We start from the raw sequence: 13,044 nt of genomic DNA on the forward strand, positions 1-13,044 counted from the left end.
GGCGTGCCTTCGCGCTATGAGAAGAACGTGGTCCGGCGCGACGTGCCTTGGCTGACGGCTTCGCCGGAATCTTCGGTGAACTTCACGCCATTGCATGATCTCGACGGGATCATCACGCCGTCCGGCCTGTGCTTCGAGCGCCACCATGGCGGGATCGCCGATATCGACTCGGTCAATCACCGCCTGATGATCCACGGCCTCGTCGAGAAGCCGCTCGTCTTCACCATGGAAGACATCAAGCGGATGCCGCGCGAGAACCGCATCTACTTCCTGGAATGCGCGGCGAATTCCGGCATGGAATGGCGCGGCTCGCAGCTCAATGGCTGCCAGTTCACGCACGGCATGGTCCATAACGTCATGTATACCGGCGTGCCGTTGAAGGTGCTCCTCGCCGAAGCCGGCCTGAAGCCGAAGGCGAAATGGCTGATGCTGGAGGGCGCCGATTCCTCCGGCATGAACCGCTCGCTGCCGCTGGAGAAGGCGCTCGACGACGTGCTGATCGCCTTCGCTATGAACGGCGAGGCGCTGCGGCCGGAACAAGGCTATCCGCTGCGCGCGGTCGTTCCGGGCTGGGAAGGCAATCTCTGGGTCAAGTGGCTGCGCCGCATCGAGGTCGGCGACATGCCCTGGATGGTGCGCGAGGAGACCTCGAAATACACCGACCTCCTGGCCGACGGGCGCTCGCGCCGCTTCACCTTCTTCATGGATGCCAAGTCGGTCGTCACCAACCCGTCGCCGCAGGCGCCCTTGAAACAGAAGGGCCGCAATGTGCTCTCGGGCCTCGCCTGGTCCGGCCGCGGCACGATCAAGCGCGTCGACGTGACGCTCGACGGCGGCAAAAACTGGCAGAGCGCGCGGATCGACGGGCCGGTGCTCGACAAGTCCCTGACGCGCTTCTACGTCGATTTCGACTGGAACGGTGGGGAGTTGCTGGTGCAGTCGCGGGCGATGGACTCCACCGGCTATCTTCAGCCGACCAAGGAGGAGCTGCGCAAGATCCGCGGCGCCAATTCGATCTATCACAACAACGGCATCCAGACCTGGCATGTGAAGCCGAACGGGGAGACCGAGAATGTCGAAATCTCCTAGGATCGCGCTGCTGGCCGGCGCCGCCGGGCTTGCCGTCGTCCTCGTCGGGCCGCTCCTGGCGCAGCCGGCGCACAAGAACCACGCGCCGGCGAAGCCTCCGCATGCCGCGCAGGCGGCTGCCCCCGCCGCGCCGGTCGCAGTCCCGAAGCTCGGGCTCGGGCGCGAGGCATTGCCCGCGGAGATCAAGGCCTGGTCCATCGGCGTGCGTCCGGACGGGCAGGGCCTGCCCGCCGGCAAGGGCACGGTTCGGCAGGGCGACGAACTCTTCCAGGCGCAATGCGCAGCCTGTCATGGCGAGTTCGGGCAGGGCAACGGGCGCTGGCCGGTCCTGGCCGGCGGGCAGGGCTCGTTGAAGGACGACCGGCCGGAGAAGACGATCGGCTCGTTCTGGCCGGACCTCTCCACCGTCTTCGATTATATCCACCGCGCCATGCCCTATGGCAACGCCCAGTCGCTGCAGCCGGACGAGGTCTATGCCCTGACGGCCTATCTCCTCTATCTCAACGACATCGTGAAGGACGAGGATTTCGAGCTTTCGGATAAGAATTTCACCTCGATCAAGCTGCCCAATGCCGCGGCCTTCTACGACGATGATCGCGAGACGACCGAGAAGGCGTTCTGGGGCAAGCAGCCCTGCATGAAGGACTGCAAGAGCGAGGTGAAGATCACGGGCCGCGCCACGGTGCTCGACGTGACGCCGGACTCCAAGACGGCGCCGAAGGTGGATTGATGGCAGGGCCGCAAGCCGGATCGGGCTGGATGAGCTTCGCCGCAGTGGCGGCGGGGCTCGCAGCGGCTCCGGCCCATGCGGCGGCCGACCGGGCGCTCGGGGAATATCTCTCGGCCGAATGCGCGGCCTGCCATGTGGGCAGTGCGCCGAAGGCCGGCGCCATCCCGGCGCTCGCGGGCTTGCCCGCCGACCAGTTCACCGCGCTGATGATGGCGTATCGGCGCGGCGATCGAGACAACACCGCGATGCGCAATGTCGCAAAGCAGCTTTCGGAAGAGGATATCGCGGCTCTGGCCGCCTATTACGAGGGGCTGAAAGCCCCCTGACCGTCGATATGCGGCGGCCAACAGGGAGGAAACGATGACTGACAACGCGGTGATATCGTCGCGCCGTGGCCTGCTCGCGGCCGCCGCTTCCGGCCTCGCGGTCGCGGCCACGTCTGCTGCCGCGGCTCCGAAGGAGCTCAGCCTCGCGGATATCAAGAAGGAGGCCGACATCGCCTGCGTCTACCATTGCGATTTCGGCGACGTGGCCCGCTTCGACCAGACGCTGACCAATATCGCGAACCACTATTCGGCTTATGGCGCCGATCCCTTCGCCCTGCAGCTCGCCATCGTCGCGCATGGCGCCGGCGTGAAGTTCTTCCTGAAGGACCTCGAAGGGACGAGCTGGGCGGCTGACAGCGCCGCGCTGAAGTCGTTCGAGCGGGTCGAGGCGCTCGCGAAGAACGGCCTCAAGGTCCATCTCTGCGAGATCACCTTCCAGCGCAACCGGATCGACAAGGCGAAGGCGAGGGACGTTCCCTTCGTCAGCTTCGTCCCTTCCGGCGTCGCGGCGGTCGCCGCATTACAGGCGAAGGGCTTCGCCTATCTGAAGATCGGTTGAGGCTGCCATGAGGCTCGATCGACGAACGATTCTGCGCTCTGGATTGGCCGCGGCGGCGACGCTGGCGGCGCCGGCCGTCCTCGGCCAGGGGAAGCCGCGCGTCGTGGTGATCGGCGGTGGTGCCGGCGGGGCTACGGCGGCGCGCTATCTCGCCAGGGATGCGAACGGCGCATTGGCGGTGACGCTGGTGGAAGAGAACGAGGTCTATCACACCTGCTTCCACTCGAATCTCTATCTCGGCGGCTTCAAGTCCTATGACGAGATCACGCATCGCTACGATGCGCTGACGGGGCGATACGGCATCGCGCTCGCCCGCGCCCGCGCCATGCGGATCGACCGCGACAAGCGCGAGGTCGTCCTCGCGGATGGGCAGCGCCTGCCTTACGACCGTCTCGTCGTCTCGCCCGGCATCGACCTCAAATACGATTCCGTGCCCGGCTGGTCGAAGGCGGCCGAGGAGACCATGCCGCATGGCTGGAAGCCCGGCCCACAGACGCAGCTCATCAAGCGGAAGCTCGATGCCGTGCGCAATGGCGGGATGATCGTGATGATCGCGCCGCCCAATCCTTATCGCTGCCCGCCGGGGCCTTACGAGCGCGCCTCGATGTTCGCCCATGTTCTGAAGAGCACCGGGCGCGGCGACGCCCGGATCGTGATCCTCGACCCCAAGGAAAGCTTCTCCAAGCAGGGTGTCTTCCAGGAGGGCTGGGAGAAATATTTCGGCACGATGATCGAATGGCTCGGGCCCAAGGTGCATGACGGGATCAAATCGGTCGATCCCGCCACCAGCACCGTCGTCACCGGCTTCGAGACCTATCGCGACTGCGCCTTCGTCAATGTCGTGCCGGCCCAGATGGCCGGCGAGATCGCCCGCAGCGCGGGGCTCGCGCCTGAAGGCGGTTACTGCGCCATCGATCCGGCTACGATGAAATCGACGGTCGACGCGAATATCCATGTCCTGGGCGATGCCTGCATCGCCGGTGACATGCCAAAATCGGCCTTTGCCGCTAACAGCCAGGCCAAGGTCGCTGCGATGACGATCCGGGCGGAGCTGACGGGAGCCCGCAGCTTCCCGCCGCGCTATCTCAACACTTGCTGGTCGCTGATCGAGACCGATGACGCGATCAAGGTCGGCGGTCGCTACGAGCCGCGCGACGGCCGCATCGCGGCGGTCGAAACCTTCGTCTCGCAGAATGGCGAGGCCGTCGATCTGCGCCGGCAGAACCAGGCTGAGAACCTCGGCTGGTATGCCGCGATCACGGCCGACATGTTCTCGTGACCGCCCGCCTTGCCACTTCCATCACGACTCCAGAGGATCTCGCATGAAATTGTTGGTTTCCGCCGCGGCTCTTGTTGCGGTGCTCGCTTCGCAATCCGCCAATGCTCAGGATGCCTCGGCAGGCGAGCGCTCCTTCAATAAGTGCAGGGCCTGCCATCAGGTCGGCGAGACCGCCAAGAACGGTGTCGGGCCGGAGCTGAACGGATTGTTCGGGCGCCATACCGGCGCGGTGGAGGGGTACAGCTACTCCGCGGCCAACAAGGCGGCCAATATCACCTGGGATGAAGCGACCTTCGCCGAATACATCAAGGATCCGAGGGCGAAGATTCCCGGCACGAAGATGGTTTTCGTCGGCATCAAGAACGAGAAGGAGGTCGCCGACCTGACGGCGTTCCTGAAGCAGTTCGGCAAGGACGGCAAGAAGATGTGACGGCTTGCTATTCGCCTGTGGCGATCGATCGCTGCCGCGGAGATCGCCACGACCGACAGGAGCAGGCTTCCTCCCTGCAAGAGGGCAAAGCCGCTGTCGGTGAGGCAAACCTAGCCGTTCGAGGGGGCTTCTATCGGAAGCAGATTGTTCCGAAAGATGGCGAGGAACTCCTGCGGTTCCGGAAGCGCCTCCATGCGCGCGACTTCCCGGTCCCGCGGCAGCCGATGCCTCGGGTCCGCGGCGTTCGGGGAGAAGAACTGGATGGCCGGCGTCCCGATAATCCCGTAGCGGGCCGCAAACAGCTTTTCAGAAAGCTTTGTGCCGTTGAAATCCGTAACCTCGCGCGCACCCAGGATGTTGAGATGGAGGATCGCGAAGTTGTCGCGCATCACGTAGAAAATCGCGTTGACGATCTCGCGCAGAGGCCAGGACAACGGCCGCCCCGTCGCCTTCGGCGCCGGCAGCAGTGGCTCGACCAGCCGCCATTCCGCATCCGTCAAATCCGTTTCGTATCGAAGCCCCGCGCGACTATGCTGCCGGCGAGTGGCTGGGGTCCACATCGCTCGATTCCCAAGATGGCCTGAACAACCCCTTGGAATCACGAGAGACCCAGCCGCTCAACCCTTTCAGGCTCTTGGAGTTTCCGGGGCGGTTGCTCCGTCGGTGCCGTTCTGGCCGATAGATCGCAGAGCGTCCGACCGGGTGCGAGGTAACGATCTATCTCTTCGTTCGAGCATCGGATTGCTTCGAAAAGTGGATTCCACGTTTCGGTCCGATGCTCTGGCCGCAGCGATCTCTCCCGCAAGGGATTTCAAATCAGCCCGGCGTCATGCCGGGCCCCTTCATCTCCTCGTGTCGGCTTCGGCGTCCCAGGCGTCGGCGCGCAGGTCGCTTACGCCGGCCACTAGGTTGCGCTTCTCGATCTTGTTCGAGACGGTGCGCGGGAAGCTCTCGACATAGGCGTAGAAGCGCGGAACCTTGAAGGCGGCGAGGTTGTGTCTCGCATGGTCCCGGATCGCCTGCGGCGGCAGCTCGCTTTGCGAGACGCCGGGCTTGAGCTGAATATAGATCTTTACCTCTTCGCCGCGCATCGGGTCGGGCACCGGCACGGCGGCGCAGTCTTCGATCTGGGGAAGCTCGCGGATCACGGCTTCGACCTCGCGCGCCGCGATGTTCTCCGACGACCGCCGGATCATGTCCTTGAGCCGGCCGACGAGCCAAAGAAAGCCTAGCTCGTCGCCCTCGAACAGATCGCCCGTCCTGAACCAGCGCGGGCCGCCATCCTCGGCCGAGCGGAAGACGTCGGCATCGGCGTCGGGCCGGTTCCAGTAGCCCTGGAGCAGGCCTCGGCCGCGGACCCACAATTCACCGCGCTGCCCGGGCCGCACCGGGAGCCCGCTCTCGTCACGGATGGTCGTTTCCCGAAAAGGAGCGTCGATGCCGACCGAGCCGGAATCGTACATCGCCTCGAAGGTGGGCGGCATCAGGATGCCCAGCCCGATCTCGGTCATGCCGAAACCTTCGCGGGCCCTGACGCCGAAGCGTTTCCGGAAGACCCGGCAGGTCTCGCCGTCCCAGCCGAAGGTCGCGACCTGCTTCAGCGCCGTTGCGCTGTCGTCAACGGCTTCGGGCTGGCGGGTCATCAGGATCGGAAACTGGCACCATTCGACGCCATGCTGCTTGACCCAGCCGATGAAGCGCGAGGAGGAGAGCTGCGGCGCGATGAGCAGCGTGCCGCCGAGCACCATCGTCTTCAGCAGGTGCCATTGCGGGTCCATGTAGAAGAAGGGCTGCGCCGTCAGCAGCCGGTTTGGGCGCTCGCCGTCCCAGCCCGCCGCCGCCTGGGCCAGCACCAGCCAGTAATCATGGCTCAGCATGCAGCCCTTCGGGAAGCCGGTCGTGCCCGACGTGTACTGGATGTTCATGAGATCGTTGGGCCCGATGCCCGGCTCGGGCGGCGGCCCATCCGTCGCCTGCGCGACAAGCGCGTCGAAATCGACCATGCCGGGGCGCTGCATGCCGTCCGGCACAAGGATCCTGCCGGCCGGCGGCACACGGTCGTGCTCCTCCACCGCCGCAAGCGTGTCCAGATGCGTCGGGTCGATGACGAACGCCGTCGCGCCGGAATCGCCCGCGACATAGGCGACCTCGCGGGGCGTATAGCGCGTGTTGACGGGGACGTGGATGGCGCCGAGCTTGGCCAGTGCCAGGAAGAGGAGCGGGTAGAGGATGCGGTTCGGCAGCATGACCGCGACGCGGTCGCCCTTGCCGATGCCGAGGCTAGCGAGCGCGCTGGCGATTTGGTTGGAGGCGCGGTCGGCCTGGGCATAGGTCGCGGTCTCGCCGCGGTCAAAGACGTCGATGAAGAGCCGGTCACCGAGTTCCGTTGCGCGCGCGCGGCAGAAATCGCCGATCGTCGTCGTCACGAAGGACTGTTCGAGTCCGCGAATGCGCGCCCGCTCCGCGGCTAGGGCTGCGGTAGTGATGGATGTCTTCATGGTCAGCCCCGGGCTCCGTCGTGTTGCTTGCGGAAGAAGCCCGTACCGGCGCCCGGCCCGTCATAGGCGACGCGCTGGAAGCGGAAGAGCGTGCCGGCATAATCCATCGCCTGCTCGCGCGGCATGTCCATGGCGCGACGGTAGCTCTCGAGCTCGACCTGGACCGCGACGGAGGGGTGGCTTGCGATCGCCTCGGCCATCGCCTGCGCCTCGGCCATGAGCTGCTCCGGCGCCACCACGCGATTGACGAGATGGACCGACAGCGCCTTCATCGCATCGATGCGCTCACCGAGCAGCAGCATCTCCATCGCCACCGCCTGCGGGACGACATGTCCGAGGCGTGTCATCGCGCCAGCGCCGCCCATTCCGTAGGCGATCTCGGGGAAACCGAACTGGGCGCGGTCGGTCGCGACCCTTAGCTCTGTCAGCAGCAGCAGATAGATCAGTCCCTGTCCTAGGCAGTAATGGTCGACGGCGCCGATGATCGGCTTGGTCCGGCGCATCCGCATCACGTCTTGTTCCCAGCCCGGACGCGTCAACCCGATGCGATCCTCGTGGCAGTGCGGCGACAGATGGGCCTCCAGCGCCTCCTGTGGCGTCAGGGCTGGCAGCGGCGTGCGGATATCGTCGCCCGCGCAGAAGCTTTTCCCCGGCGAGCCGGCGAGGATGCCGACACGGATGTCGGGGTCGCGGTTGAAGTCGACCAGCGCCTGGTGGAACTCGTGATGCATCTGCGGGGTGAAAACGTTCACCTTGCCGTTATCGATGACGAAGGTCGCGACGGGACCTGATTTTGAATAGAGGACAGTCATAAAGGCCAGGCTTTCAGGAGGCCGAGCGCAGGCGCGCGGCGAGGAGAACCACCGCGCTCATCGCAAGAAGCACGAGGGTCGAGACGGCGGCGAGAAGCGGTGAGAAGCGCAGCGTCGCCTCGTCCCACATCAGCTTCGGCAGTGTCGATTGCATCCCGCCCGACGCGAACAGGGCGACGTTGAGCTCGTCCAACGAGATCACGAAGGCGAAGAGGGCGGCTGAGGCGATGCCCCCCGCGATCAGCGGCAGGGTGACATGCCGCGCGGTAGCGAAGGCGGAGGCGCCGAGCGAGGCGGCAGCGAGATCGAGCCGTCGGTCATAGGTCTTCAGCACGGCGATGATGGCGATGAAGACATAGGGCAGGGCGATCACGGCATGGCCGATCACCAATCCCGCCACGGTGCCGACGAGTCCGAGCCGGGCATAAACGTAGAACAGCGCCACCGCGATCACCATGCGCGGCACGAGCAGCGGCGCGATCATCGCAGCGAAGGCCGCGCTGGCGCCGGCGCCCTTCAGCCGCTGGAACGCGAAGGCGGCCGGAACCGCTACGGCGAGGCAAAGCAGCGTGGTCAGGAACGCGACCGCGAAGGAGCGCCAGGCCGCGTCGAGCCAAGCCGGTGAGGAGAGGATTTCCTCGTACCAGCGCAGCCCGACGTCGCTCGGCGGCCATGACAGGAACTCGCGACCCGAGAACGAGATCGGGACAAGAAGCACGAGCGGCACGATCAGGAAGAGGATGACCAGCACGGCGAGCCAATGCGTGCTCCACGCGCCGCGCCCCGGCGTCGGCGGCGATAGGCGCAGGATCTCGGCGAGCCCTGCCAGCATGTCGCCGAGTGCGCCGACAATGCGGCGGCTCGCTGCGCTCGCTCCGGCCGAATGCCTGTCCGCCTGGCCGGACAAGGTCGACAGGCCGACCATCTTGTCAAACACGACGAAGAGCACGAGCGCGGTGCCGAGCAGGAGGAGACAGAGGATCGCGGCGAACGGCCAGTTCACCAGCTCCGTCACCTGCTGGATGACAAGCTGCGTGATCATCGTCTCGCGGGCGCTGCCGAGGAGGGCAGGGGCCATGAAGAAGCCGAGTGCGGTGATGAAGACCAGCAGCGCCGCGGCGGTCACCCCCGGCATGGAGAGAGACAGGTAGATGCGGAAGAAGGCCTGGACCGGCCGCGCGCCGAGTGTGCCTGCTGCGACCATCAGCCCGCGATCAATCCGCTCCATAACGCCGACCATGGTCAGGATGGCGAATGGTACAAGGACGTTGGTCATGCCGATGACCACGGCGGCCCAGCCATAGAGCAGGTCGAGCGGCCGCTCGGAGACACCGGATGCGACAAGGCCGGCGTTCAACGGGCCTTGCCGGCCGAGGATCACGATCCAGGCGAAGGTCCGCACGAGGAAACTGGACCAGAATGGCAGGAGGATGAGCAGCGCCCAGGTCGATTTGCGTTTCGGATCGGCATTGGCCAGCACATAGGCCGCCGGATAGCCGACGATCACGCTGAGCAGCGTCACCCAGAGCGAGATCTTCACGGAAGCGAGCATAACCTGCGTGTAGGTGCCCGCCTCCCATATCCGCTGGGCATGCTCGAGGGTGAGACTGCCTGTGCCATCGACAAAGCCCTGCGTGAGAAAATTCGCGATCGGTGCCGCGAAGAACAGGCCGAGCAGCAGGGCAGCCGGCGCAAACAGCAGGAAGCGGCTGGAGGCAGTCTTCACGACGCGTCCTCCGCGAGCGGGACAACATCGTTGGCGGCGACCGCGAGCGCGATCGTAGCCCCCGGGCTGACCGGTTGGTCGCCGCCGAGCATGGTCATCGTGAGCGTGTCGCCATGCTCGCCGGCGATGGTCAGGCGGCGCACCGCCCCGAGGTCGATCACGTCGACCACCCTGCCGCGCAGGGCCGCTGCGTCCGGCACCGCGACGATGCGCAGCCTCTCAGGTCGTACCAGCACAGTCACCGGCCGTCCCTCCACGGGCAGCAGGTCGGCATGTGCGGTCGACAGCATGCCCTGGCCGACCGCGATGGCACCGCCTCGAACTGTGCCTTGGATCAGGTTGCTTTCGCCGACGAAGCCGGCGGCGAAGCGGGTGCGCGGCCGTTCGTACAGCGCGACGGGCGGCGCGATTTGCTCGACACGGGCCTCGTTCATCAGGCAGACCCGGTCGGACAGCAGCATCGCCTCGTCCTGGTCGTGCGTGACATAGACGATTGTCTTCTTGAGCTCGCCGTGGAGCTTCCGGATCTCAAGCTTGAGCTCGTCGCGCAATTTCTTGTCGAGAGCGCCAAGCGGCTCGTCCATCAGCACGAGCTGAGGATCGAAGACGATGGCGCGCGCAAAGGCGACGCGTTGCTGCTGGCCTCCGGAAAGCTCGCGCGGCAGACGCTGCGCGAGATGGCCGAGCCGTACCATGTCGAGCGAACGCTGGACCGCGGCCTTGACCTGTCCCTCGGCGCATTTGCGCATCCGCAGCGGAAACGCGACGTTCTCGAACACGCTCAGATGCGGGAACAGCGAATAGTTCTGAAACACGACCCCGATGTCGCGGCGATAGGCGGGCGTCTGGGTGATGTCCCGTCCGTCCAGAAGGATCTGCCCGCCCGATGTCTCGGTCAGGCCGGCGATCATCATCAGCAAGGTCGTCTTGCCCGAGCCGGAAGGGCCGAGCAGCGTGAGGAACTCGCCTTGGGCGACCTGTAGATTGGTCGGGAGTAGGGCGACAGCCTCACCATAGCGTTTGGTGACGTCACGGATGTCGAGCTTGAAGGTAGTCAATGATCTATCGCCTGCGTTAGCGCGATGGAGGCGTCGTGCGGACGCCGCCACCGGGTGATCTGAAGACGAGTTGTGCTGTCTCGCGTCAGCCGACGACCCATTTGGTGAAGCGGTCGGTCGCCGCATCCCGGGAGCTGGTCCAGAAGTCCACATCCACTGTGATGGCGCCGGTCCGGTTGGCATCAAAGGTCGGAAGGGTCCTGGCGACTGCTGGCTCGATCTTTTCCAGCGCAGCCTGAATAGTTGGCCCGTAGCCTGTAGCCTTGGAAAAGATCGCCTGGCGCTCCGGCGCGAGTGCGAACTTGATGAACTCGCGGCAGAGATCGGCTTTCGGGCCGCCCTTCAGGATGACCCAGCCCTCGGACTGCCAGAGCGCCTGATTCCACATGATCGCGATCGGCTCGCCGGCGTTGATAGCGGCCTGGATGCGGCCGTTCCAGCTCGGGCAGAAATCGACTTCGCCCGATTGCAGCAGCTGTGTCGATTGCGCGCCCGAGGTCCACCAGGCTGCGACGTCCTTCTTGACGCCGTCGAGCCGCTTGAAGGCGCGGTCGAAATCGAGTGGATAGAGTTTGCCGGGATCGACGCCGTCTGCGAGCAGCGCCTGCTCTACGGTGTCGACGGGCGAGCGGCGCATCGCGCGTCGGCCGGGGAACTTCGCGACATCGAGAAAGTCGACCCAGTTCCGCGGCGGCGTCTTCACGCGGTCGGTGCGATAGCCGAGTACCGTCGCGACGACGTCGTTGCCGGCATAGACCGGCGAGCGGAACGCCTCCGGCAACGCCTGCCAGCCGGGCGAATCCTCAATCTTCAGCGGCTCAAGATAGCCGGCGCCGTCACTCGCCAGCTGGTTCGCGATCTGCCGCGTGACGATCGACATGTCCCAGGTATAGGTCCTGCTGTCGACCATCTGCTTGATCTGGCCGAGCGGATCGTTGGCGCCGGTGATGGCGAGCACTTCGATGCCGGTCTGCTTCGTGAATTCTCTGCCATAGGCATCGTTGAATGAGGTCCCGATGCCGAGATCGCGCACCACGATCCGCCGCGCCTGCGATCGGACGATACTGGGCATTGCCAGCGTCGAGATGGCTGCGCTGGCTCCAGCGATGAGCGTCCTGCGGTCGGGTCTGCGGTCGTTGGCCATGAGTTCTGTCCCCTACGTTCTTATTTTATGACATTCATGTCAGTTTTTATAACTGACATTTGCGTTAGTTTTTGGCAAGCCGTGTTTCGTGCTAAGGCGGCGGGATTCTGGGACAGACGGAGAGGACAGGAGATTGCAGGACGGGGCTGGGCGATCCGGCGACACATTCGGGGTCGCGCCGCGCCTGATTGACCTTCTTTCCGCTGCGGCCGCCGAGCCCGGTCTGCGCAAGGGCGAGCGGACGCGCCGGCGCGTGCTCTGGGCGAGCGCTGTCGCGCTCGAGCAGACCGCCTTCGCGCAGCTTTCGATGGATCGGATAGCCGAGATCGCGGAGGTTTCGCGCGGCGCGCTCTATCAATATGTCGCCTCGAAAGAGGAGGCGGCGCGGCTCGTACTGCTCGCCCTGCAGGAACTGACGCTGACCATGCCGACCGGCCGCTCGGGCGCGAGCGACCCGTTCGAAGCAATCCTCCGTACGAACCGCTATTATGTCGGCTATTTCGAGAAGAATGCTGTCTTCATGGAGCGCGTGCGTGAGCTTCGCGAGACCTTGCCCGAGCTGATCGCCGAGCGGCAGAAGGTCAATAGGCGTTGGGCGGAGCGCGTGATGAGCCATGTCGTCAGGCATCGTCGCAAGGCCCTGGATCCGGTCGCACTCAGGCTGAGGGTGGTGGCGCTGGAGTGCATGATCGACGACGTGCTACGAGAGCTGTTCGTGATCAGGAATCCGGACCTCCTGCACGCCGCGTCGGATCGCGAGGCGCTTGTGCAGGAACTGTCGCTGATTTGGTACAAGGCGCTGTACGTCGAGGACTGACTGTCGCTTGGCGATACTCGCAGTACAGTCCACGACCGCAGGGACGCGCCCTGACGAAGGGCGCCTTCCGCCGACTGTTACCCTGGCCTATGTTCCCTTCATGATCGAAAACGGAAAAAAGCAGTCGCCGCTGGATCTTGCGCTGGATGGGGTCGGCCCGCCGCATCAGCAGATCGAACGGGCCATCAGGGGCAAGATCCAGAGCGGCGCATGGCCGCCCGGCTTTCGAATTCCGCCGGAGGAAGAGCTCACCGTGCTCTTGGGCGTGTCCCGGGCACCTTTGAACAAGGTTCTGAATAACCTCGCAAACGTGAAGGTGATCGTGCGCCGCCGCCACGGAACCTTCGTCAGCGAGCGGACGGACAACCACGCGGTCATCGGCATCATCGATATCCGCGCCAAGATCGAGAGCGCGGGCAAAGCCTATGGCTTCGAGCTTCTCGGCCGTGGACATTCTCCGTGATTTTGGAGAGCGTTTTCGAGTTTACGCGGCCTGCCTCTCGAACTGAAGCGGGCTGATGAAGTTGAGCGCGGAATGGCGCTGGACGGGATTGTAGAAGCTGTCGATTGCGGCGG

General features: G+C 65.1%; 13 protein-coding genes and 1 pseudogene. 8 read left to right on the plus strand and 6 right to left on the minus strand.

Translation table 11 applies throughout. The annotated features are described in order from the left end of the window. The 6 genes from soxC to Q0Q02_RS20945 form a co-directional block, all read left to right on the plus strand. Positions 1-1,089: sulfite dehydrogenase (gene soxC / locus Q0Q02_RS20920; protein ID WP_293812397.1), on the plus strand; the 1,089-nt coding region annotated here is incomplete at its 5' end. Beyond that, on the plus strand, positions 1,073-1,819 hold the full coding sequence (locus Q0Q02_RS20925; RefSeq protein ID WP_293812399.1) for a c-type cytochrome: 747 nt from the start codon (positions 1,073-1,075) through the stop codon (positions 1,817-1,819). The genes soxC and Q0Q02_RS20925, both read left to right, overlap by 17 nt. 29 nt (positions 1,820-1,848) lie before the next feature. Further along, complete coding sequence (locus tag Q0Q02_RS20930; protein WP_293812401.1) at positions 1,849-2,145, plus strand: c-type cytochrome; 297 nt, start codon at positions 1,849-1,851, stop codon at positions 2,143-2,145. A 34-nt stretch (positions 2,146-2,179) separates the two neighbouring features. Beyond that, positions 2,180-2,704, plus strand: coding sequence for a DsrE family protein (locus Q0Q02_RS20935; RefSeq protein WP_293812403.1), 525 nt, complete (start codon positions 2,180-2,182; stop codon positions 2,702-2,704). A gap of 7 nt (positions 2,705-2,711) precedes the next feature. Next, a complete protein-coding gene (locus tag Q0Q02_RS20940) occupies positions 2,712-3,983 on the plus strand; it encodes an NAD(P)/FAD-dependent oxidoreductase (protein WP_293812404.1) in 1,272 nt (423 codons plus the stop codon). A gap of 43 nt (positions 3,984-4,026) precedes the next feature. Beyond that, entirely contained in the window at positions 4,027-4,413 is a 387-nt protein-coding gene (locus Q0Q02_RS20945; protein WP_293812406.1) for a cytochrome c family protein, read from the plus strand. 383 nt (positions 4,414-4,796) lie between these two features. On the opposite strand, the pseudogene Q0Q02_RS20950 reads toward Q0Q02_RS20945, so the two are convergent. The 6 genes and pseudogenes from Q0Q02_RS20950 to Q0Q02_RS20975 form a co-directional block, all read right to left on the minus strand. Beyond that, positions 4,797-4,973: pseudogene (locus Q0Q02_RS20950) on the minus strand (transposase); the annotation flags it as partial. A 282-nt stretch (positions 4,974-5,255) separates the two neighbouring features. Continuing rightward, complete coding sequence (locus Q0Q02_RS20955; protein ID WP_293812408.1) at positions 5,256-6,911, minus strand: class I adenylate-forming enzyme family protein; 1,656 nt, start codon at positions 6,909-6,911, stop codon at positions 5,256-5,258. A gap of 2 nt (positions 6,912-6,913) precedes the next feature. Continuing rightward, entirely contained in the window at positions 6,914-7,723 is an 810-nt protein-coding gene (locus Q0Q02_RS20960) for an enoyl-CoA hydratase/isomerase family protein (RefSeq protein WP_293812410.1), read from the minus strand. Positions 7,724-7,736: 13 nt separating this feature from the next. Further along, positions 7,737-9,449: an ABC transporter permease subunit gene (locus Q0Q02_RS20965; RefSeq protein WP_293812412.1), complete on the minus strand. Its 1,713-nt coding sequence runs from the start codon at positions 9,447-9,449 to the stop codon at positions 7,737-7,739. Beyond that, on the minus strand, positions 9,446-10,558 hold the full coding sequence (locus Q0Q02_RS20970) for an ABC transporter ATP-binding protein (protein ID WP_293812414.1): 1,113 nt from the start codon (positions 10,556-10,558) through the stop codon (positions 9,446-9,448). The genes Q0Q02_RS20965 and Q0Q02_RS20970 overlap by 4 nt, the downstream gene beginning before the upstream one ends. A 34-nt stretch (positions 10,559-10,592) precedes the next feature. After that, a complete protein-coding gene (locus Q0Q02_RS20975; RefSeq protein ID WP_293812416.1) occupies positions 10,593-11,579 on the minus strand; it encodes an ABC transporter substrate-binding protein in 987 nt (328 codons plus the stop codon). A 205-nt stretch (positions 11,580-11,784) separates the two neighbouring features. On the opposite strand from Q0Q02_RS20975, the gene Q0Q02_RS20980 reads away from it, so the two are divergent. Continuing rightward, the gene (locus Q0Q02_RS20980; RefSeq protein ID WP_293812418.1) at positions 11,785-12,468 is read left to right on the plus strand and encodes a TetR/AcrR family transcriptional regulator; all 684 of its coding nucleotides are present in this window, start codon (positions 11,785-11,787) and stop codon (positions 12,466-12,468) included. Positions 12,469-12,568: 100 nt separating this feature from the next. After that, positions 12,569-12,931, plus strand: coding sequence for a GntR family transcriptional regulator (locus tag Q0Q02_RS20985; RefSeq protein ID WP_293812420.1), 363 nt, complete (start codon positions 12,569-12,571; stop codon positions 12,929-12,931). The last annotated feature ends 113 nt before the right edge of the window (positions 12,932-13,044 follow it).

The organism is uncultured Allobosea sp., from assembly GCF_945956895.1.
Taxonomy (GTDB): domain Bacteria; phylum Pseudomonadota; class Alphaproteobacteria; order Rhizobiales; family Beijerinckiaceae; genus Allobosea.